We start from the raw sequence: 22,915 nt of genomic DNA on the forward strand, positions 1-22,915 counted from the left end.
CCGTGCTAATAATGTTGGTGCACCATATTAAAGCGCAGATGCACTGCTATGCTTTTTAAGCTTTTGTAATAACGCCAAAATAGTGCAACAACAAGATGAATACGTATGCACAATTTTGCGCAGAATGCCTGCTATCGTGTAGCTTAGTTCGATCTGTGCGCTTACACAGCATAATAAAACCATCCGGGGAGCGGATATGAAACAACCTAAGTTATCCTTTTGGCAGATTTGGAACCTTAGCTTCGGCTTTTTAGGGGTGCAAATCGGCTTTGCGCTGCAAAACGGCAACGTCAGCCGGATTTTGTCAGATCTGGGCGCTGATTTATCGTCACTATCACTATTTTGGCTGGCTGCGCCAATTATGGGGCTGTTAGTACAGCCTATTGTTGGTGCCGCTTCCGACCGTACCTGGAATAAACTCGGCCGGCGCTTACCCTTTATGCTCGGTGGTGCTGTGATTGCCGCAGCGGCAATGATGTTACTACCCAATGCCTCAATGGTGGTGGCGTTTATTCCGCCGATGTTATTTGGCTTGCTGATTTTTGCTATTAAAGACGCTGCCTTTAACGTCACGTTTCAGCCGTTCCGCTCACTGGTGTCCGATATGGTGCCGCCAGAGCAGCGTAACCTGGGCTATTCAGTACAAACCTTGCTGATCAATATCGGTGCAGTGTTTGGCTCTATTTTACCCTTTGTACTTACCAACGTAGTGGGGCTGGATAACGCCTCTAAAGCCGGCGAAGTGGCACCCTCTGTGGTGTGGGCGTTTTATATCGGCGCAACTGTGCTGTTAGGTAGCGTGCTGTGGACAGTATTTCGCACCAAAGAATATGCGCCGGCGCAGTATTATGCGTACAAAGGCCTGGATGCAGAAGCGCAAACCCTGGCTGAGCAGGTGCGTAAATCACGCCGCCTGGGTGAGAAGCTAAGCGATTTTTGGCAAACCATGCTTAGTATGCCAAAGATTATGAAACAATTGGCGCTGGTGCAGTTTTTCTCCTGGTTTGCGCTGTTTATTATGTGGACCTACTTCCCTGCAGCGATTGCACAAAACACCTGGGGTGTCGGCGTAGAGTGGTACGACGGTAGCTACATTACACAAATGGGCGGCGTACCGGCACATATTGCTGCGGCTAAGGGCGCTGCCGGTGACTGGGTGGGTATTTTGTACGCGGGTTATTCGTTGTTTGCGGTGTTGTTTTCGTTAATCATGGCGAAATTAGCCAACCTGTTTGGCCGCAAGTTGGTTTACTCGTTTTCTTTACTGGCAGGCGGCCTAGGGTATTTAAGCTTTGTACTTTTTACCGACCCGACAATGACCCATGTAAACCTGCTGATTACTCAGGTAGAAATTCCCAAAGGTGCGCTCGGGTTAATGCTGCCGATGCTCGGCATCGGTATTGCCTGGGCCGCTATTCTGGCCATGCCATATGCGATATTGGCCGGCGCTTTACCGCCGGAGAAAACCGGTGTTTATATGGGCATTTTTAACTTTACCATTGCGGCACCGCAAATCGTGTCGGGATTAATTGCCGGCTGGATCTTAGGTTCGGTATTCCAAAATCAGGCAGTGTATATCGTGATGTTAGCCGGCGCCGCCATGGTGCTGGGCGCCTTGTCGGTATGGCTGGTAAAAGAGCAGGAAGTAACCAGCACCAACTAAAATTTTCAAGGGGTCAGAGCACTTGAGAATCTCGAGCGCTCTAACTCCTTGTACATAGTGGCTTTTGCTTTGTTCATGCTATTGTTTTCCTTAACGTACTTGCATGCTCTATGCAGTTAGAGGTCAGCTACAGGCTTTTCTTTGGTGGCAGTGCCACGTTGGCAAAAATAAGCCCGGCTACTAATGCCATTAAGATTAAAAAGGTTTGCTGGCCGACGCGATCGGACACGACAAAATCCTGGCCGGAGATCAGCGAGTTTAAGCCGATGTAGGTTTTACTGCCCGGCACCAGCACAATTAAGCCGTGCATGGCCACAATAACGGCCGGTGCATTGGCCAGCCGGGTAAACAGGTTGCTGTAAATGCCGACGGCAAATGCCCCTAAAAAGGCACCTATGGTGGCATCAAACAAACTGGCGCCGCTAATGCTAACACCATAAGCAATAAAGCCGGCCGCCAATGACCACAGCGTATATTTGCCACGGCTTTTAAACAGCACAATCAGGGAGCTGACTAAAATGCCCACCGCCAGCCAGGCAAAATGGTGTGAAATTGGCGCTGGCTTAACAAAATCGACTACACCAAACAGCGCAAAGCCAATAGCCATACCCAGTAAAGCGCCAAAGTACAATTTAAACAGCAGCATTAACGCATCCATAATGCGGGCATTGCCCGACACCAGATGCCGTGCTGCTAACTCGGCAAAACCAATAGTGAGTGCCAGACCGGGAATAAATGAAATAATAGCGGATAAAACTGCAAGACGGATATTAATACCAGGGTCGATATAGGCGCTGATTGCGCAGGCAACAATACCGGCCGCCAGCGCCACCAGAGGCTCCAGCATATTGGCAATACGTGGTGAGTAAGCGGCCCACAGCATAAATAAGTAAACCACTAAAGATAATAGTGATGACCACAGCACATCATTCCAGCTGGTAGCCATTAGCATGGCAAAGGCGCCGCCGGAGGCCATCATAGCAACTGCTGTAGCCAACTTGCCATACGAGCTGGGGCGCATATCTATAGCATCCAACAGCGCATCAGCTTCATTAATGCTAACTTTGCCCTGTAGCACCTGATCGACTAATTCATCGGTGCGCGACAATGCGCCTAAATCCAGATCGCCCGGATTAACCCGCGAGGCGTGGGTATATTCCTGCTCGTGGCCGTCGGTCCACAGCACAAAGGTCATTGAAGTGGGCGAGATAATAAACGAACCTTTTAACTCCAAATGAGTGGTAAGTTCGGATAAATGCGCTTCCAACCGGTACGCCGGGGTACCATACTTGTGCAGCATCTTGCCCAGTTTGACAACAAATTTGCGTTTATGATTAAAATCAGCTGTGTACACTTATGGCATCCGTTGGTCAGGTAACTTAGTCATTGTAATAGAAAAAGCGGTTGATACCAGAGATTAGATTAGCGTGTTGGCATCGAACCGGCTTGCCCATACCAACACGCCGTAAATACGTCCCTGTAGGCTCGATTATAAACTTCATCCATGAAGTTTATCCTGACAGACCAGCAGAGCTGTGCAAATTCGCTCCCGACGAATTTGTCCGGCATCCTGGCTTGCAACGGTTGGTTTAGGGTAAACCGGTTCTCACTATGGTGATAACGCTGAACTAGCGGATCAGGATTTGTTGTTTATCTGCCTGCCAGTGCAGTTTTACATGCAGCTGCTTAGCGGCTTTGTCGTACCAGGCCACATTGTGCATACGATTAAAGCGTGCTTGTTGTGGCACTAACTGAATATAGCGGCCATCGACACTGATATGCGTTGGCGCTGCGCTTTGGTTATGTAGTACCAGCGTTAGCTCGCGGCTAGCGGGCATACCGTTATAGCTGCCACTGCGGCGCAGTTCAAATTTCTGTTCGCCATCCTGCTTAAGATAATAAAAGTTCAGTAGCTCAAACTCACCTTTGGTAATGGCATCCGGCGTTTTGCCGTCGTCTTCATACATCTCGCCTTTGGCGCAGTCCACGCTGGCATCAGCGTAGTAATGTAACGTCAGCTTGTTACTTGAGTAATCACGCGCGCTTTGCACCAGTTCAGCCATTGGCACAAAGCTGCCGGCTTTTACCAGTACCGGAATAGTATCCAGCGTTACCGGAATTTCAACGACTCTGACCCCTTGAAAACGTTGGCTGGAGAAGAAATCAAACCAGACACCACCTGGCAATTGCACTGGCCAGCTTGTTACGCCGGGCTGGGTCACCGGTGCTACTAAAAACGCATCACCCCAGAAGTAGCTGTTTTTTTCATCTATCAGTGCGTGGTTGGTTTCGTCGGCAAAACTGTCTTTATAAAAAAATAACGGCCGCATTAATGGCATACCGCTTTGGCTGTTGTGATATGCCAGGGTGTAGTTATACGGCAGCAATTGATAGCGTAAATTCAGCCAGGGGCGCAGGGTTTCAATGGTATCGCTATCATGAAACACCATTTCTGGCGCGATATGTTCTTGGGCATGCGGTCGGTATACTGGCTGGAAAACGCCGTATTGCAACCAGCGGATATACAGCTCTTTATCAAACTGTTCACCGCCGGCAAAGCCGCCTAAATCAGAGTGGATATAACCAAAACCAAACAGCCCCATGCTAAGCGCCAGCTCTACCTGCGGTTTAAGGCCGCCCCAACTGCGCTCTACATCACCGGTCCAGGGCACCATGCCAAAACGCTGGCTGCCCGGTGCGCCGGCGCGCATCATAATAAACGGCCTTTGCTGGGGGAAATCGCGGCGCATACCGCTATACACCATATCAGCCCACTGGTGGCCATAGGCGTTATGTATTTCGTTGGCCATACCAATGGCATGCACGGTATCGTCAGGGTGTACTTCCGGCTCGCCCAAATCGCCCCAAACACCGGCCACGCCTTGCCCGGCGAGATCCTTATAAATTTGCCAGAACCACTGCTGTGCTTTGGGGTTAAACACATCTATCAGGCCGGTATTGCCAAAATAAAAATCAAAGGTTTTCGGCTTGCCATCTGTGCCTGGTGCTATCGCTCCGGCGTTTACGGCCTCTTGCCAGCGTTTAGAGCTGGTCAGCACAAAAGGCTCGGTAACTAAAATAGTGTTGATGCCATCGGCAGTTAAATCGGCGAGCATTTTTTCCGGTTGCGGGAAGGCATTTTTATCCCAGGCGAGGTTACCCATATGGCCCTGAATATCCGGCCCAAACCAGTATAAATCCAGCACCAGGGCGTCCAGTGGCAGTTTAAGTTGGCGGAATTTTTGTACCACAGCGCGGGCTTCGGCTTCATTGCGGTAGCCAAAACGTGAGGCGTAGTTACCCAGCGTCCAGCGCGCTGGCAGCGGCTGGCGGCCGGTTAAGGCGGTGTAGTTATTAATCAATGCCGGATAGCTGTCGCCGGCGACCAGCACATAACTGCTGCGGCCGCCTTGTGCGCTAAACTGCATAACGCCGGGTTCAGTGTGGCCTAAATCGGCTTCGCCTTTGGCAGAGTTATCAAATAATAACAGGTACTTGTTGCTGGACATTACTGCCGGCAGGCTAAAGTACATCTGGCTGGACTCTGTGCTGTAGCCATAATGCGCTTTGTTATACAGCGGGAATTTATGGCCGCGCCGATCCATTCCCAGAACACGCTGGCCGCCACCGAGCAGTTTTTCGCTATCGTTCAGTGCAAAGCGAAAACCATGCTGGTTGTCAGCTGCAAAATAGCCCTGTTCCTCGGCCAGTAACAGCGTTTCACCACGATAGTAGCGGATCTGCAGTGGTGCTTTATTAATTTTCAACGTCAGGCTGGCACTGCTTAACGTCAGGCTGTTGTCTGTATCAGCCAGGGTTAATGCTACAGGCCCGGGTTGCTGGCTAATTGAAAACGACGGCAGTTGCTTTACGCCGTCGGGCTGGTAAAAGGCCTCGACCACATCGGCTTGATAAAACTGCAGGCTAAGTTTGCCCACATCGGTGTCAATCAGCAGGCGATTGCCGTCTAGCTGGTGCGCCTGATATTGCGCCGCTGCGCTGTAAAACGCGTAGCAGAGGGTAATTAAAGCAAACACTAACTTCATGGCTGCAGCTCCAGAATAACAGAGGCTAACGGCGCCAGTTGCAGGGCTACTGTGCCGACGCCATCTTTAACCAACAACATATTGTCGCCGCCGTTTAACTTATCGCTAAGCAGGTATTGGCCATCGGCCAGTTGCCATTGGCTGATAAGCGTTGCCGGCACTATTAAATTAAAACTCACGCCGTTGTCGCTGTTAAAGTGGCTGACAATCAGCAATTTTTGCTCGTTGTTGTAACGGGCAAACGCCAGTTGCTGCTCACTGTAGGCTGTACCAGCGGCCAGGTTGGCGTTATGCAATTCAGTATATTCACCCATCAGCGCCGGCGCGCCGGCGGTAAAGCTAAGCAGAGTTTTATAAAAGTTATGTAATGCCAGTTCGTCCGCACTTAAAGCACCGCCATCAAACTTGCCACCGTTCATCCAGCGTTGGTGGTGCGGAACACCCCAGTAATCAAAAATGGTGGTGCGGCTGGCTTTGCCAAACCCGGCGTCGCCGGCTCCCGGCTCACCGACATCCTGACCAAAGTACAGCATAGTAGGTGATGTGCTGATGGTGGCGGATACCACCATTGCCGGCATGCCCTTGCGGGCATCACCGGCAAACTCCGGTGCGGCAATACGCTGCTCGTCGTGGTTTTCTAAAAAGTGCAACATATGATGTTCAATATCAGCCATGCGCTGCTGGGTTTCAACTAAGGCAGAAGTCGGGCCTTTGCCTTGCATTACCAGTTTTAAGCTATCGTAAAATTCAACCTTGTCGTACAGGTAGTCCATTTTGCCTAAGCGGATATAGTCGCGGTATAAATGCGGCTGATACACCTCGGCCAGTAAAAAGGCGTTCGGGTTGGTGTGTTTAATATGTGAGTTTAAATAGCTCCAAAATTCTACCGGTACCATTTCGGCCATATCGTAGCGAAAACCGTCTACGCCTTTGGTCAGCCAGTACTGCGTAATATCACGGAATTTAAGCCAGGAGTCTGGTACATCTTTACCCTGCCAGAAGGCGTAGTGTGCCGGCCAGTCTTTGTCGGCATAATGGCTGGGCAGGGTAGCAAAGTCGTAACTACCATCCGGTTTTACACCATAGTTAATTTTTACCGTTTCATACCAGTCATCAAAGGCCGGCTGAGCCGCGCGTGAGCCATTGCCTGTCCACTTGGCCGGGTTTTCAGCAAAGTTGCCATCGGCTGCCGGGTGAGGTTCACCGCCTAATACGGCATAATCTACCGGCCACTGCGGTACACTAAACGCCTGGCCTGGCACATAGTAAAAGTTGTTGTCGCGCGCATATTCCACACTGGTGTTATCCCCTGCACCAAAGTCGCTTACGCCCTCAGGATTGGACAACGATTGATAACTGCGTGCCACATGGTTGGGCACGATGTCGATCAGCACCTGCATACCATGCTGATGGGTTCGGGCGATTAAGGCTTCAAATTCGGCCAGCCGGTTAGCCGGGTCAGTAGCTAAATCGGGGTTAACGTTATAGTAGTCTTTTACCGCGTAGGGTGAGCCGGCGCGGCCTTTTATTACATCCGGGTCATCATGGCTGATGCCAAATGTACTGTAATCGCGCACCAGGGCATGATGTGGTACTCCGGTATACCAAATGTGGCTGACGCCCATGGCTTTAATGGCGCTAAGCGCCTGCGGGGTAAAATCGGCAAATTTGCCTACGCCATTTTGCTCAAGCGTGCCCCAGGGCTTATTGGTACTGTTAGTGTTACCAAATAAGCGGGTAAATACCTGATACACCACCACCTTGTTAGCCGATGTTGTCGTTGCCGCTGACGCAGTGTCAACTGGTGGCTCAGGATTTGGGGCTTCGCTGCAGGCCGGCAGCACACTGCCGGTCAGGCTTAACATCAGTAAGATGGCGGTATTGCGCATAATTTTACCCTGTTTGTTTTTGTCTTTATGTTGTCAGAAAACCGAGTGTATTACAGCTTGGCTAAATTGTTCGGCTGCATACGTATGCAGACCATAAGCAGCAAGACCATCAACTATGGTCGTATGCTGCTATCTTTCGTTACCGAATACACTATGCTGTAACAGAATCATTTTTGTTGTCGGTATGTTATGGAGCTGGCTTATGCTTAATTTTTCACTGAAAAACAAAATGTTGTTGTTGGCGGTAGTACCTATGGTAACAGTTGTGCTGGCGTTAATGCTGTTGATACATAGCCAGATGCGCGCTTTGGGCGACGAGGAAGTGCTGCAATTTCGCGCTGATATGATGCAGGAAAAGCGCACAGCATTGGAGCACCATGTGGCTATAGCGGCAACGGCAGTAGCGCCTTATTTCAGCAGTGCAACCCCAACAGATGAGCAATTGGAAGCAGCCAAGGCCGTGATCCGTGCGATGAAGTTCAGTGATGATGGCTATATGTTTGTCTACGACTTACAAGGCGTAAATATAGTACACGGCTCTAACCAGGCGTTGGAAGGCCGCAATCTGATAGAGTTAAAAGACCCCAATGGCATCTTGCTGGTCCGTGATCTGATTGATGCGGGCAAAAAAGGCGGCGGTTTTGTCGAATATATGTGGGATGAGAAAACCCGCGGCGGTTTGACGCCGAAGCTGGGCTATGCCACCGCGATGTATAACAATCGTTGGATCCTTGGTTCGGGTTTTTATATTGACGATATAGACAAGCGGGTGGCTGAGCAGCAAAGTGACATTGATCAGCGTATTCGAGACACCTTGCTAATGATAGTGGGCAGTGCGGTGCTGTTGCTGGGGCTGGTAATTATGTTGGCGTTGTTTGTTGCTAACCTGGTGATTAAACCCTTGCACAATGCCTCGACGGCACTGATTAACATTGGTCAGGGGGAAGGCGATTTAACCCAACGTTTACAGGTGGATAGCGCCGATGAAGTGGGTGAGGTGGCGCGTGGTTTTAACGAGTTTGCGCAAAAAATTCAGCAGCTAATCAGTGAAGTGAAGCAGGTAGTAACTGCCCTCAGCCATGCGTCATCAACAATGCGCCAAATTGTGCAGCTTAGCGACAACGACGCCGCTACACAGAAAGCTGAAACCACTCAGGTCGCGGCTGCAGTGTATCAAATGTCAACAGCTGTGCAGGAGGTTGCCACCAGTGCCGGCTTAGCCGCCAGCGCGGCGCAGGAGGCTGATAAAGAAGCCGGAGGCGGCCAACAAAGTGTGGCGCAGACTATTGCCTCCATTAACAAATTGGCCGATGAGGTGAATAACGCCGGTGACACTATAGAAAAGCTGGGCGCCAACGCCGATCAGATTGGTTCAGTTGTGAATGTTATTCGCGGTATCGCCGAGCAAACTAACTTACTGGCGTTAAATGCCGCAATAGAAGCTGCCCGTGCCGGTGAGCAGGGCCGTGGCTTTGCCGTAGTTGCCGATGAAGTACGCACCCTGGCTACGCGTACCCAGCAAAGCACCAATGAAATTCAGCAGATGATAGATCAGTTCCAGCAGGGCACTAAGGACGCAGTACAGGTAATGCAACGTGGCAAGGAGCAGTCGGTGCAAACAGTGGCCCAGGCTGATAAGGCCAGTGAGTCATTGCAAACCATTACCAAATCGGTCAGCACTATTACCCAGATGAACATTCAAATTGCTACCGCTGCTGAGCAACAAACCGCTGTAGCGGCCGATATCAGCCGCAGCATTCATGAAATAGCTCAGTTGGCTGATCAGGCGGCTAATAATGCTTCAGAGTTGGCTAACTCAACCAGCGAGCTAACTGATCTGGAGCGGCGTTTAACGGCTTTGGTACAGCGTTTTAGAGTTTAAGTTGTCTCAGCCAACATCGGCGGTAGTGGCCGGCTTACAAACCAGCGGCCAAGCTGCCACAACAGGTAAAGAGACAGTAATGGAAAAATTAAAGTTTGCAGGCTATAAACCACGATTAACTGGATCAGTTTTTCTACCATACTGTCGGAAAAGCTTTTTACCGCGGCAAACATGTCATTAGCTTGGGCTGCCATCTGACGTAACCAGCTGAACGAGCCCTCGTCAGCAGTGTGTAATGATTGCTCAACCCGCTGTAGGGCGGCGGTTTCGCCGCTCAACGCCGCCTCAGCAGCAAGGCGTTGTGGCTCCAGTACCCAGTCAGATAATTCTGCCACCCCAAACGCTGCCAATGGTACCCCGATACGGATAACCAACAGCAGGGCAACACAAATACGTAATAGTTGTCTGCAGCTGCTACGCCAGCCGGCAGGTCCTAACAGTAGTACAGCGGCCGACAGCAAAATACCGCTGCCAAACAGTGGCAAAGCTGCCACCTTGCCAAACTCCAGTAAAAACAGCTGCAGGCCAACCGATGTCATCGCCAATACCATTAGGTTAGAATACCGCACCGCCATATCTTGAAGCGGCTTTAGTAACTGGCCGGGTTTAACACTGGCCACACCCACGCCGACTTCGGCCTCAGATACAAAAGCAATACCACGGTCAATTAGGCGCGCGGCAGCAAAAGAAGCGCTGCTAAGCAGCAGGCTGCGCTCTAGTGCGGCACTGGCCCTGTTATCCAATGGTGCTAATGCCGGGTTAATAATCCGTTGTTGCAGCAGGCCGCTGTAAATGCCAGCGGCTAACATCAGCAGGCAAAGCAGTAGCACCGATATGCGCTGTGCAGTGCTCAGGGTGCTGAAGTGTTTGTTGAGTAGGTTCATGCGGCCTCCGGTTAATAGCATGGCAGGCTCAAGCTTACGCCAGTATTAATTAAAAAAAGCCACTTGCCTATTATTTCAGCAAGATAAGTATGGTGCCCGATACCGTAAGCGCGGCACCCAACCAGGCACCGAACGCCGGGCTGCGTTTATATACCAGCCATAATAGTGGCAGCACTATGACCGGGCTAACAGAAGATAATATCGCTACCATGCCGGCATCGCCGTGTTTTAATGCCTGCAGTATTAATGTCATGCCCAGCACCATCGACAGGGCCGCATTGGCCAGCACCAGTAAAAACACCTTTTTAGTCATGGGCAGATAGGCGCGCGCAACGCGAAAGCCGAGCATAAAGATCAATTGGTGTAATACAAAAGCCGTGCTCATGCGCACCGCCGAGGCGGCAACCGCATCGATGTCTGTCTCCATCAATGGTTTCAGCATTAAGGTGGCCACTGCCTGACAAAGTGCTGCCAATAGCCCGAGCGCAACGCCGGATTTGAGCTGGCTTTGATTGGCTTCCCAGGCGTGCAGTTCGGTTTTGCGTTTACCAAAAAAAATTGCGGTCATTACACCGCTAACCAGCAGGCTGCTGCCGACAAGTGTCCAGCCCCACTGGGTTTCGCCAAGGAAAACATATGCCAGTATGACGGAAAACAGGCTGTGGGTAGCAAACAACACCCCGGCACGGCGCGGGCCAAGGCGGTTCATCGCCGCAAACAGTGCCGTATCGCCAATAAAGATGCCGATAATGCCGGACAGCACCAGCAAGCCCAGACTATTTATTGCCAGTGTTACCCAGCCGCCGCCAACAGCAGCGAGTAGCCATAACATGACCGCCGCGCACAACATGCGCCAACGGGTAAAAGCAAAGGCGCCTAAATGAGTAGAGGCGGTGGCTGACATCAGGCTGCCGACGGCCCAACAGGCAGCGGCTAGCAGGGCAAGGTATTCGTATGACAAAACAGGGCTACAGGCCAGAACAGGATGATGGCATTATACGCTAGCGGACGCCGGTCAAAGAGATTATTCCGCTATACCTTAGCGCTTTTTTGGTATCCAGGCCCAGGTCATATTGGCGTTTACCGGCTCAATGCCGGCGCTGTCGGTTATTGTTACAGCTACGGTAACTTCGCCTTTATCTTCGTTATGCATAGCGGCGATTTGCTCAGCCGTTAGCGTGGCCACCGCAGTTAAATCACCGCTGGAGCGTTTGATATAGTCAATCTGCATTTGTTTGAGCAGCGGCAGTTTGTTGTCAGGCAGGTGAATGCCAACTAAAAACCCGGTGGCAGACTCGGCGAGCAGACCGGTGGCAGCCGCATGCACCGAGCCGATATGGTTTTGTGCTTTTTTACGGTTTTTCAGCCGCAGCACCGAGCGGGCGCCTTTTAGCTCTAATACTTCTACCCCGGCGGTGCCAGCAAATTTAATCACCCGGCCAAATACTGTGCTTAACGCTAAGGCCTGCAACGATTGCGGTAGCCGATAGCACTTGGTAACGATGCGCTGCAGTTTATTCGGTTTTATCTCGCTCATTGTGGTCTGACCTGTTGTGGTTTTTGCGCACTATGCCAAGCGTAGCAGCGAAATGCAAGATGGCTGCGCTCTGATGCAACGGCTTGCTAAATAAAGTTAATCGGCTAATAGATGCCTGATGACAGGTAGCGGTCACCACGGTCGCAAATAATCGCCACTATAACGGCGTTATCCAGTTGTTCGGCCAGTTGTATCGCCGCGTGCACGGAGCCGCCGGAGCTAACCCCGGCAAAGATACCTTCTTCACGCGCTAAGCGGCGCATGGCGGTTAACGCATCGTCCTGGATAATATCAATGATCTGATCGACGCGGCTTTTGTCGAAAAAGCCCGGCAAATAGGCTTCGGGCCAGCGGCGAATGCCCGGAATGCTGGCGCCTTCAGCCGGCTGCAGGCCAACAATCTGGATCGCCGGGTTTTGCTGTTTTAAATAACGCGACACGCCCATAATGGTGCCAGTAGTGCCCATGCTGGATACAAAATGGGTAACCTGTTGCTGGCTTTGCTGCCAAATCTCCGGCCCGGTGCTGGCATAATGCGCGGCCGGGTTATCCGGGTTGTTAAACTGGTCCAGCACTATACCTTTGCCATCGGCCTGCATTTGCAGCGCTAAATCGCGCGCGCCTTCCATGCCTTGGTCTTTGGTCACCAGAATAAGCTCGGCACCATAAGCGCGCATGCTGCTTTTACGCTCTTCAGTGGCGTTATCCGGCATAATCAGTGTCATGGCATAGCCTTTAATCGCCGCTGCCATCGCAAGCGCAATGCCGGTATTACCGCTGGTGGCTTCAATAATGCGGTCACCGGGTTTGATATCACCGCGCAGTTCAGCCTGCACTATCATATTCAGCGCCGGCCGGTCTTTTACCGAGCCGGCCGGGTTATCCCCCTCCAGCTTAAGCAAAACCGTGCTGTTAGTATGCGCCGCCATGCGTTGCAACTTCACCAAACGGGTTTGGCCGACAAGATGTTCAATGCTGGGAAAGCTCATGGACAGTACCTTAAATTAGCAATACATAAACTGGCGACAGTGTAGCGCAAAGCCGGTTGGCTGTTAATGCTTAAGCGCAGCCTTGCCAAAAGCAGGTTATTGGCAAAACCGTGTTTGTGCCAGAATCAGGCGTTTCCAACGTGATTTTGTTTATAGGCCAAAATAATAAATATACTAATTGATAATTGTGTATAGCGAATTTTGCTATACCAAGCTATACATTGCTATATTTTGCTATACTCTGCTTAATTTTTGCGATTTTAGTATTCTTTTAAGGATGTTGACATGGATCCATACATCAATCCTTTTGCACCTGGCGCGGGAAGTAGACCACCTGAACTTGCAGGCCGTGATGAAATCCTAAATGCTGCCAAAATCTCTTGTGGCCGAACCTTAAAAGATCGGAGCGCTCGTTCCATAATGCTTTTGGGGTTAAGGGGAACCGGCAAAACAGTTCTGTTAAACGAAATTGGTAAAATCGCCAGGGATCAAGGGCTCATAGTATCCAAGGTTGAGTCTCCTGAACGGGAAACGCTTGCGCGCCTCCTTTATCCAGAAATGCGCAAGGTAATGCGATCACTTTCAGGATTAGCAGCAGCTCGGCAGCTTGCCGAACGTGGGCTTAAGGGACTGCGAAGTTTTGCTGCTATGTTCAAAATTGACATTTCAGGTGTGGAAATTGGTGTAGAGCCGGAGCCTGGACTTGCAGATAGCGGAAATATCCAATACGACCTGCCGGATATTTTCGAGTTAATTGGTCGGGCAGCTAAGGCAGTAGACAAAGGGTGGATCTTGCTGATTGATGAAGTGCAGTACCTCTCGGAAGCAGATTTATCTGCACTGATCGTTGCGCTTCACCGCATGTCTCAAGAGGGGCTTCCTGTTCTCCTGGTCGGTGCGGGCCTTCCACAGGTTGCTCGTCTGGCGGGAGAGGCAAAATCATATGCAGAGAGGCTTTTCTTGTATCCACCGGTTGATGCACTCGACTCGTTACCAGCCATTCAAGCCATAGAAAAGCCGATACTAGATGAGGGGGCTTCAATTCATCCGGATGCGCTTAGTGAAATCGTTGAATACACTAAAGGCTATCCTTTTTTTCTTCAGGAGTGGGCTTCTACAGCATGGAACAATGCCAAGGGGCCAGAAATTACCTTGCAGGATGTGCAATTGTCGTATGCAGAAACGCTGGTTTCACTTGATAACGGGTTCTTCAGGGTTCGACTGGACCGACTCACTAAATCAGAGGTGCTATTCGTAGAAAAAATGTCTGAATTGGGTGATGGTCCATATTCGATGGCAGATATAGCGAATGCAATGGGACGGAGCCAATCATCTCTTGGGCCAACCAGAGCGAGCATCATTCACAAAGGCATGATTTATAGTACCGAGCATGGTTATCTGAATTTTACTGTGTCACTTTTTGCGGAGTTTATGCGGCGGCAAAAGAAGACGGTTGAAGGTTAGCCAACAGCCGGTTATTGGCAAAGCAGGTTAGCTTGTTTAACAAAGCAGCAATAAATAGTACTCTGACCTTCGAACCCAAATCTGTAGCTTACAAGGATGTAAATGAAACAAGTCTATTTCTCTTTGCTGGTTATCAGCTTAGCCCTGTTGCCACTTCGCGCAGAGCCCAATGGTGTTGCGCCTGATGCTGGTGTGTCTGATATTGTGCAGTAACAATTGGATCTGACCCTCGAGATTAATATTGCCCTTGGTTTTTGCCCGGTAAGGACGGCAGGCTTTAAGTTTAAAACCGTAATCTTTAGCCATTTCCAGTAGCTTGGCATTCCAGCGGTGCGCACCTTCACCGTAGGCATCGCGTTCAATCATGATGCATTTGGCATTATCAAACAGCAGCTCTTTAGGTACGCCACCGAAGTAATCCAGTGCGGCCTCAATGCCCAACAGCCAGTCTTCCTGGCGCTCGTATTCACTAAAACGAACATAGGTAGCACGGCTAAAGCCCAAGGTCGCAACAAAGGCTTTGAGCTTATAACGCCCGCGACGAATGGTCGTAAAATCGATTTGTAGTTGTTGGCCAGGTGCCGTTTCAAAGCGCTTCACTGGTTCATTCTGTTGGGGCTTAAAAGGCCGGATATAGTTCTTCAGAATGCCTTCTTTGCCAGTAAATCCTTTGACCTGGATCTCACGAAACAATACCGTTGCCGGTATCCAGTCAGGCTTAGCCGCCGCGATACGCTCCATCAGATACGTCTTGAATGGGTCAAGTTTTGAAGCCCGATCAGCGCGTTCGCTATAGGCTGGCGTTCTGGCAATATCCCGCAGATACTTGCGCACGGTATTGCGCGAGACATGTAATGTTTTGGCGATAGCACGAATGCTGTGCCCTTGCCGGTGTAACACATGAATTTCCACTAATGACTCCTGAGTCAGCATTAAAATTACACCGCCTTATCGAATTAATGACGGCGGCAATTTTGCCTCAGGTGGGTCAATTTTAAATTGTCTTTAGTGGGCCAGTTTTACATTGTCGGTGACAAATCACGAATGTTCAATGGGAATGGTTTGATTTTGAAAATAATTTTGATACACAGAAAGTTGAGTTGTGCTACCAACAACCTTATGCATCTACTGATTTCACTTGCTTAGATATATCAAGCAGTCCCGTTGATTCATCCAATCATTTTAATGGATTCGATGCCAGAGGTACTATGGTTTTACGGTACACATTAAGAGGTGGCACATATTTTGCTAACTGGGATAACAATGTACTAAATACCATAAAAGTAACTTACGACTACTAATAGCAAACGAGGGGAAGGGATGATAGTCAATAATGAGAAAGTGAACTTTGATACTGGAAAAGCAAACGCTAAAGAGCAAGTAAGCGTAGCGCCTGCAAACAGCAGTAGGGCTCCAGAGGCCAACACTTCTCATTCTGACATTGGACTTAGTCAGAAAGGGCAAAGTTTAAACTCTTTGTATCAACTCTCGCTAAGTGTAGCGAAACAAACTCCTTCCCCAGTCTATATTGGCACAAAAAAAAGAGTTGAATTACTTGCTGAATCAGTCAACGAAATAGCCAAACAATCAGAATATAAATACACACCTGATGAAATTAAAAGAGTGATAGATGATATTACTGTAGATATGAATATCGTCGACATACCACCGGGAGATGTAAACGCAAATAGTGGCTCAGTCTACGCATTCCTTAACCGTGATGATAAAAAGAAGCTAGCTGAGGCTTATCAGTTTGCATTAGACAATAATACCAGTTTAGACGATGTGGGTATTGCCGCTTTTAGCTTGGGGAGAGCCAGATACATAGAGGCGAAAATTAACTCAGGTACAACCTGGGCAGTACATGAACCAAAAGAAAACTCGAAGAATATAGAAACCGATGATGCAGAAGCTTCAGATGTAAAAAACTTATCATCTAGAACTGATTCTGATTACGTAAAATCTCTTCTTGAGCAGTTACATAAAGGCCTGCTATTTTTGTCAAACCCATATTTAAGAACCTCATTGTTTCAAGATGTATCATCATCGATGCTTTTGAACCAACTTCCGGCATTTCTCAAACAAAATGCATGATTTATGAGAAGTTACAGGACCTCAGGGCTGTAACTACCATTAGTGTTACACCGCTAGCACTACTGACTAAGCCGTAGCAAATTATCGCAGATCACTGCTGCGGCGATGCCAACATTAAGTGATTCTGCCTCACCAAAGGCCGGTATGGTGATTTTGCGGCTGATGACCTGCTCCAGCTCTGCGCTGATTCCATTGGCTTCGTTACCCAGCACGATAAAACCACCGGGTTGACTAAGTTGCAGCTGATGCACCGACTCGCCACCGAGATAAGCACCGTATACCGGCACTGTGCTGTGTGCCAGCAGCGGTTGCAGGCTTTGGTAATGCAGCTGCACCCGTAAAAACGAGCCTTTGGCGGCGGCGATAACTTTGGGGTTGTAGCAATCGGCGGTGTCCGGTGAGCAGACGATATGCTTAATACCGTACCAGTCGGCAATGCGGATAATAGTACCGAGATTACCCGGGTCGTTAATTTGATCCAGCACCAGCACAAAGCCGTGGCTATGCGGCACAAAATCGCTCTGTGCTGGCATCTTTACCACTGCCAGCGCGGCGTCGTTACTGGCAAAAGTACCTACCTTTACCAGCTCATCGGCGCTGCATTGTTGCACCAGCGCGGCTGCTTTAACCTGCTGTGGATATTGCTGCAGGAACTTTTCCGTGGCGAACACCGCGTCGACCTGCCAGGTAGAGGCCAGTAGTTCTAATACCGCTTTTTCGCCTTCAACAAAAAACAGCTGTTCGGCTTTGCGGTACTTTTTTTGCTGCAACGAGCGGATTAACTTGCTCCACTTTTGGCTGATCATTTAGCGAATACCTGCTTGCCGTTAACCCAGGTTTGCTCTACCTCGGTCTGCCACAGCTGTTGTGGTGGGATAGTATAAATATCGCGGTCTATCAGAATAAAATCGGCCCAGCTGCCGGGTGCCAGTGTGCCCATGCTGGTTTCCTGAAAGGCACCATAGGCGGCGTCTACGGTAAACGAGCGCAGCGCTTCGGTTAAGCTGAGTTTTTGCTCCGGCAGCCAGCCGCCTTCGGGTTGGTTATCCTGGCTTTGCCGGGTAACCGAGGCATGCAGGCCGTGAAACACGTTGGCCAGCTCTACCGGAAAGTCCGAGCCGCCGACAATAATGCTGCCCTGGTCGACAAAGCTGCGCCAGGCATAGGCACCACGTAGGCGGGCTACGCCTAAGCGATCGCCGGCCATATTTTTATCTGAGGTAGCATGCACCGCCTGCATCGCCGGTAATACATGCAGTTTGGCAAAACGCGGAATGTCTTTGGGCGACACAATTTGCGCATGTTCAATACGGTGGCGGCTGGCGGCGCGTTTATCTTCTGATACTAACTGTTCAAAGCGGTCCAGTGCTAAACGGTTGGCTAAATCGCCGATGGCATGCACATTGGTTTGAAAGCCGGCGTCAATCGTCAGCTGCATAATTTGCGTCAGTTTATCCGGCTGGGTCACCAGCAGGCCTTTTTGCGATGGCTGGTCGCTGTAGGGCTCTATTAAAGCGGCACCGCGGCTGCCCAGCGCGCCATCACCGTAGATTTTAACCGAACGGATATCGAGAAAATCTGTCGGATCGTCGATAATACCGGCTGCCAGCCATTGTGGCAGCTGTGGGTCGCGCGCCGATAGCATCGGGTAAATACGCAGCGGCAGTTTTTGCTCGGCTGCCAGTTGCTGAAACAGCTTAACGGTATCGGTATCTACGCCGGCGTCATGTACGCTGGTAATACCCAGCGCCAGTAAGTGGGCAAACGCCACATTCAGCGCGTGGCGCTGGGCGTTTTCATCGGCTGGCGGGATATGTTGCTCCACTAAGGCCATGGCGTTATCTATAAGTACACCGGTCGGGTTACCTTTACTGTCGCGGATAATTTCGCCGCCCGGTGGGTCTATGCTGTCTTTGGTAATACCGGCCAGCGCCAGCGCTTTGCTGTTGGCCCAGCCGGCGTGCGCGTCTACCCGCTCCAGATAAACCGGTTTGTCGTTCACTGCTTCATCCAGTAAGGCTGTAGTAGGGAATTGTTTTGTCGGCCACAATACCTGGTTCCAACCGCGGCCAATAATCCAGGGGGCGTCTTTATTGGCGGCAGCAAACTTTGCTACCCGGTTTACTGCATCTTGCTCGCTGTCACTGCCGCGCAGCTCTGCTACCGCTAAGTATTGCCCCAGCCCCAACACATGGCCATGGCCGTCAATTAAACCCGGTAGTACGGTTTTACCGTTACCCATTAGCTGTTTGGCCTGTGGGTACTGCTGCAATAAGCTGTTATCGCCACGCGCCAGCACTTTGCCGCTGGCATCGTCAAATACCAGTACACTGAATTGCTGTAATTGACGCTGGTTATCAAAGCCGTAGCCTTTGATGTCTGACAGCACAACAGGTGCGGCACTGAGGTTGCTGGTAACAAGGCTGCAGGTAAATAACGCACAAGCTAAACTGGCAAAGCGCAACATAAGGTATTGTCCCGGTTTGGTTTTGCCAGCAACTATAGCAATAAAACCCCGCCGGCGGAATCGGGCGGGGCGTTTTGCCGCTTACGGCTGGGCTTCGTAACCGCTGATATCGCCAATTCCGGCTGGCAGTAAGCCTTTGAGCATGTCCGGCGTGTAGGCGCCAGCATCGGTCCATAATACCCAGTCAATATCACCCAGATAGCTACTGCCACCAGCATCGCCAATTTGCAGGTAGTTGTCGCTATTATTGCTGGCCGGGCGCATGGTGACGCCGTCCAGTTGCAGCAATGGCGTATTATTACCCTCTACATACAGCGCCACGTTACCGGTGGTGGGTGAGGTTAACGCAATAGTAAAGTGGTACACGCGGAACTGGCTCATATCCAGTGGGTCGGGCTCGTTGCCTTTACCGGCGGTAATGGAAGAGCCATTGTTGGCATTTTCTAATTGCACGCCGGAATTATTACCATCGTTACGAAATACAATTTTTAACCGGCTGGTGGCAGTAGTCGCGGCGCTGTCGCCCAGCGCAACTTCAGTTTCCAGCACCCGGTTGCCACCGGCATTGCCTGTAATGCCCATCAGCAGGGCAAAGGATTTCGGGTAAACACCATCGGCGGCGACCACATTGTCCAGCTTGGCCCGGCTGCGATCGGCACCGCTGGCGGTACTGTCAAAGGTGACAGTACCATCACCGTTGGCGCTAAACAGGTTGGGTTCATCGGCGCCGCCGCTTTGTTGCGGTAAAAATGCGGCTTGGCTGCCATCAGGTAAGGTAATGGCATTGGCAGCAAACGGCTGCAGACTGGCATCATAGCTGCCCCAGTTCACGCTGGTTGGCGGTTCTACCTGATCGATCGGCACTGGCTCGGGCTCTACCGGTTCTGGCTCGGCCGGTTCCGGTGCAGCGCACAGCCCGGGGCTGGCAGGGGTTTCGATAACCCCGACACCGGCATAGGCCAGCACGGTGTTTTTCACATTGTGTACCGGTAGCAGGCTGGCGCTGTAATCATAAGGCACATTAAGCTCGCCGGTTGATGTCGCGTTTTCGCCGGCAATGACACCGTCGGCCGGGCTCTCCTGCCAGGTTATATTTTCGAAAATATTGTCTATCAGCTGCCAAAAGCCAACCTCTTGACTGTACAGCGACATTACCGGGTTTTTCATATCAGCAAAATGGTTGTGCTCGATGCGGATCACTGCACCCATGCGGCTGTTAATACCACTTTCTAAGGCGCCGTCATAAAAGTTATTGTAAATATGGCCTTTACCAAAGCGAAATAGCGGCAAGCGAGAATTGACGTTGTACCAGTGGTTGTGGTGGTAGGTTAGCGTGCGGTCAAAGTTGTCGCTGTCGGACGAGCCCACCAGGGAGGTTTTCCAGCTGTGATGGAATTTATTAAACGAGATGGTAATAAACTGCGCATCACCTTTGGCATCGACCAGGCCATCGTAATAGTCTTTTACCTGATCTTCTGTCAGTGCCGGGTCGTCTACCGTCAGGCTGTTATAAATTTCGTTATGATCAATCCAGATATTACGTACCGGCCCTTCCATACTGATACCATCGCCGGGTGCGCCCTGGTTAGCACGCACATGATGAATACGCAGGTTACGGATAATAATGTTGTTGGCGCGCACTATATTAAAACCGATACCGGCCATTTCGCCCTGGGTGCCCAGACCAATAATGGAAATATCAGACACGTCTTTAATGTCAATACGGCTGTCTTTGGCATTTTGCAAAGTAATGCTGCCATTAACCCAGATGGTTAGCGGCCGCTGCGGGTCTTTATTTTTAATGGCACTGATCATTTGTTCGCCGGTGCAGACGGTAACTTCAACCTTGTTTTCACCACTGCCGCCGGTGGTACCACCGTTTTCGCTGGCATAGCCGTATACGGTGTCTAAGTCGGTCAGGTTTATTACGCTGGTATCGGGTTCTGGGGCCGGGGTTTCGCTGCCGGTATCGGGCTCGAGTACCGGCTCGTTGTCGCTGCTGTTGCAACCGAGCAATAAACTGCTGCCAATTAATACCGCCAGAAGAGTTTTATTAAACATGCTTTAGCTACCCTTTGCTAGGGGTGCTGCCGGTTGTACTGCTAAACCAGACAAGACACCCTGTTGATTTTAAATAGTTATTTTTATAATGCAGCGGGATGTTGTGGTTTTGTCTACCGGTGGCATTTTTTGTGCGCACTGTGGCAAAGCCAGGATGCTGCCAGGCTAGTTATGGCTGACAGCAGCCTGGAGCAGCAAGTTGCGAAGTTAAAATTCGGCAGTTTTTCAGCAGAATGTTCGTATTTGAACCAAAAGTGCGGTCAAAAGCTACGGCTTAGGTTTAACTGATATTGCCACCCTGACATAAACGTGTAGGGTCTAACAACTGCTCCAGTTCGGCACGGCTGAATTTAGTGTGCTCCAGTGCGACATCCAATACCGGCCGCTGTTGTTTGTAGGCTTGCTTGGCTATCTCGGCGGCTTTGGCATAGCCGATCAGCGGGTTGAGTGCTGTTACCAGAATAGGGTTTAATGCCAGTGCTTTGCTGATATTATTTTCTTGCACGGTAAAGCCGCTGATGGCCTGGTCTGCCAGCGCTGTGCACCCGTTGGCAAGTAATTCAATACTTTGTAGCAGGTTGTAAGCAATAACCGGCAGCATGACATTTAATTCAAAGTTACCGGACTGGCCGGCCAGCGTAATGGTGGCGTCGTTGCCTACGACCTGAGCACACAGCATCGCCACGGCTTCGGGGATCACCGGGTTGACTTTGCCCGGCATAATAGATGAGCCGGGTTGTAATGCCGGTAAAGCAATCTCACCCAGGCCAGCCAGCGGACCGGAGTTCATCCAACGCAAATCATTGCTGATTTTCAGCAAGCCAACCGCCAGGGTTTTCAGAGCGCCAGAGGCGGAAACCGCACTGTCTTGCGTGCCAATAGCACTGAAAAAGTTAGCGGCTGGCCGAAATGCCAGCCCGGTGTTGTTGCTGAGTTGCCGGCAAAATGCGCTGGCAAAGCGCGGGTCGGCGTTAATACCACTGCCAACAGCGGTACCTCCTTGCGCCAGTGCCAATAGCTGTTGCAGTTGTTGCTGTAAGTTTTGCTCAGCTTGTGCCAGCTGAGCTTGCCAGCCACCGAGTATCTGGCTGAAGCTAACTGGCATGGCGTCCATTAAGTGGGTGCGGCCGGTTTTAACAATATGGCCAATTTGCTGGCTTTTACCCATCAGCACCATTTGCAGATGCTGCAGCGCCGGCAGCAGCTGTTGCTGAAGTGCCTGCGCAGCGCTGATATGAATAGCGCTTGGAATGCTATCGTTGCTACTTTGTCCCAGATTGACGTGATCATTTGGGTTTACTGTCTGGCTCAGCTGACGGCTGGCGAGGGTTGCTAACACTTCGTTCACATTCATATTGCTGCTGGTGCCAGAGCCGGTTTGAAATATATCCAGCGGGTATTGCTGCATATCCAAATGGCGCAGCTGCGCATCTGCGGCTTGTACAATTGCTTCTGCTATGACGCTATCGAGCAGACCTAACTGATGGTTGGCCTGCGCCGCCGCTTTTTTTATCTGTAACAACGCTAATATAAACGCAGCTGGCAAGCGTTGCTGGCTAAAGTGGAAATTTTGCAGCGCGCGTTGGGTTTGCGCCTGATATAGTGCTGTGTCAGGTACTTGCAATTCACCCATGCTGTCACGCTCTGTTCTGTAGCTCATAATAGATCCTGTTATTTTGCTATAGCGTACTTATAGTTGTATGTGCACTCAGCCCATTTTGCCAGTGTAAGCCTGCGACAAAAGGGGGTTAAAACAGGCTGAAAGTGAGCTTTGAGTTGGCCTGGCGACAGCAGCTTTAATAGACTTTTCAACTGGATAACGGTATAACTAATGTCATTGATTTGCGACAAACTGAATTTACGCCCTTCTGTGTTACAAACGCTGGATATCATCTATGCTTAGCTAACTGCCCATGGATATCAATAACTTAAACTGGTA

At 50.5% G+C, this 22,915-nt stretch carries 16 protein-coding genes; 4 read left to right on the plus strand and 12 right to left on the minus strand.

The window, feature by feature from the left end; translation table 11 throughout:
* The first annotated feature begins 196 nt into the window (after window positions 1–196).
* Window positions 197–1,663 carry an MFS transporter gene (locus ACYVIC_RS07945; RefSeq protein WP_460858848.1) on the plus strand — a complete coding sequence of 489 codons (1,467 nt, stop codon included), beginning with the start codon at window positions 197–199 and terminating at the stop codon, window positions 1,661–1,663.
* A 127-nt stretch (window positions 1,664–1,790) separates the two neighbouring features.
* Here ACYVIC_RS07945 and ACYVIC_RS07950 read toward each other — a convergent pair whose 3' ends face one another.
* The 3 genes from ACYVIC_RS07950 to ACYVIC_RS07960 form a co-directional block, all read right to left on the minus strand.
* On the minus strand, window positions 1,791–3,017 hold the full coding sequence (locus ACYVIC_RS07950; protein ID WP_460858850.1) for a threonine/serine exporter family protein: 1,227 nt from the start codon (window positions 3,015–3,017) through the stop codon (window positions 1,791–1,793).
* A 274-nt stretch (window positions 3,018–3,291) separates the two neighbouring features.
* A complete protein-coding gene (locus tag ACYVIC_RS07955; RefSeq protein WP_460858851.1) occupies window positions 3,292–5,709 on the minus strand; it encodes a glycoside hydrolase family 31 protein in 2,418 nt (805 codons plus the stop codon).
* Complete coding sequence (locus ACYVIC_RS07960) at window positions 5,706–7,598, minus strand: alpha-amylase family protein (RefSeq protein WP_460858853.1); 1,893 nt, start codon at window positions 7,596–7,598, stop codon at window positions 5,706–5,708. Before ACYVIC_RS07960 ends, ACYVIC_RS07955 begins: the two co-directional genes overlap by 4 nt.
* 202 nt (window positions 7,599–7,800) lie before the next feature.
* On the opposite strand from ACYVIC_RS07960, the gene ACYVIC_RS07965 reads away from it, so the two are divergent.
* The gene (locus ACYVIC_RS07965) at window positions 7,801–9,480 is read left to right on the plus strand and encodes a methyl-accepting chemotaxis protein (RefSeq protein WP_460858855.1); all 1,680 of its coding nucleotides are present in this window, start codon (window positions 7,801–7,803) and stop codon (window positions 9,478–9,480) included.
* On the opposite strand, the gene ACYVIC_RS07970 is transcribed toward ACYVIC_RS07965, so the two are convergent.
* From ACYVIC_RS07970 to cysM, 4 genes are all read right to left on the minus strand, one after another.
* Window positions 9,477–10,364: a hypothetical protein gene (locus ACYVIC_RS07970; protein WP_460858857.1), complete on the minus strand. Its 888-nt coding sequence runs from the start codon at window positions 10,362–10,364 to the stop codon at window positions 9,477–9,479. The two genes, ACYVIC_RS07965 and ACYVIC_RS07970, sit on opposite strands and share 4 nt — an antisense overlap.
* 70 nt (window positions 10,365–10,434) lie before the next feature.
* Window positions 10,435–11,325: a DMT family transporter gene (locus ACYVIC_RS07975; RefSeq protein ID WP_460858858.1), complete on the minus strand. Its 891-nt coding sequence runs from the start codon at window positions 11,323–11,325 to the stop codon at window positions 10,435–10,437.
* Between the two features lie 78 nt (window positions 11,326–11,403).
* Window positions 11,404–11,901 (minus strand): DUF4442 domain-containing protein, encoded by a 498-nt coding sequence (locus ACYVIC_RS07980; protein ID WP_460858859.1) that lies wholly within the window; start codon window positions 11,899–11,901, stop codon window positions 11,404–11,406.
* Between the two features lie 104 nt (window positions 11,902–12,005).
* Entirely contained in the window at window positions 12,006–12,890 is an 885-nt protein-coding gene (cysM, locus tag ACYVIC_RS07985; RefSeq protein WP_460858861.1) for a cysteine synthase CysM, read from the minus strand.
* A 285-nt stretch (window positions 12,891–13,175) separates the two neighbouring features.
* Here cysM and ACYVIC_RS07990 point away from each other — a divergent pair, with 285 nt between their 5' ends.
* Window positions 13,176–14,354: an ATP-binding protein gene (locus tag ACYVIC_RS07990; RefSeq protein ID WP_460858862.1), complete on the plus strand. Its 1,179-nt coding sequence runs from the start codon at window positions 13,176–13,178 to the stop codon at window positions 14,352–14,354.
* A 138-nt stretch (window positions 14,355–14,492) separates the two neighbouring features.
* Here ACYVIC_RS07990 and istA read toward each other — a convergent pair whose 3' ends face one another.
* A complete protein-coding gene (istA, locus tag ACYVIC_RS07995) occupies window positions 14,493–15,287 on the minus strand; it encodes an IS21 family transposase (protein WP_460858864.1) in 795 nt (264 codons plus the stop codon).
* A gap of 387 nt (window positions 15,288–15,674) precedes the next feature.
* Here istA and ACYVIC_RS08000 point away from each other — a divergent pair, with 387 nt between their 5' ends.
* Window positions 15,675–16,448, plus strand: a complete 774-nt coding sequence (locus tag ACYVIC_RS08000; RefSeq protein ID WP_460858866.1) for a hypothetical protein — start codon at window positions 15,675–15,677, stop codon at window positions 16,446–16,448.
* A gap of 59 nt (window positions 16,449–16,507) precedes the next feature.
* Here ACYVIC_RS08000 and ACYVIC_RS08005 read toward each other — a convergent pair whose 3' ends face one another.
* The 4 genes from ACYVIC_RS08005 to ACYVIC_RS08020 form a co-directional block, all read right to left on the minus strand.
* Window positions 16,508–17,254 carry a TrmH family RNA methyltransferase gene (locus tag ACYVIC_RS08005; protein WP_460858867.1) on the minus strand — a complete coding sequence of 249 codons (747 nt, stop codon included), beginning with the start codon at window positions 17,252–17,254 and terminating at the stop codon, window positions 16,508–16,510.
* Entirely contained in the window at window positions 17,251–18,915 is a 1,665-nt protein-coding gene (locus tag ACYVIC_RS08010) for an amidohydrolase (protein ID WP_460858868.1), read from the minus strand. Before ACYVIC_RS08010 ends, ACYVIC_RS08005 begins: the two co-directional genes overlap by 4 nt.
* Before the next feature lie 81 nt (window positions 18,916–18,996).
* Window positions 18,997–20,976 (minus strand): pectate lyase family protein, encoded by a 1,980-nt coding sequence (locus ACYVIC_RS08015; RefSeq protein WP_460858870.1) that lies wholly within the window; start codon window positions 20,974–20,976, stop codon window positions 18,997–18,999.
* Between the two features lie 280 nt (window positions 20,977–21,256).
* Complete coding sequence (locus ACYVIC_RS08020; RefSeq protein WP_460858871.1) at window positions 21,257–22,636, minus strand: class II fumarate hydratase; 1,380 nt, start codon at window positions 22,634–22,636, stop codon at window positions 21,257–21,259.
* Between the last annotated feature and the right edge of the window lie 279 nt (window positions 22,637–22,915).

Source organism: Rheinheimera gaetbuli, assembly GCF_054781935.1.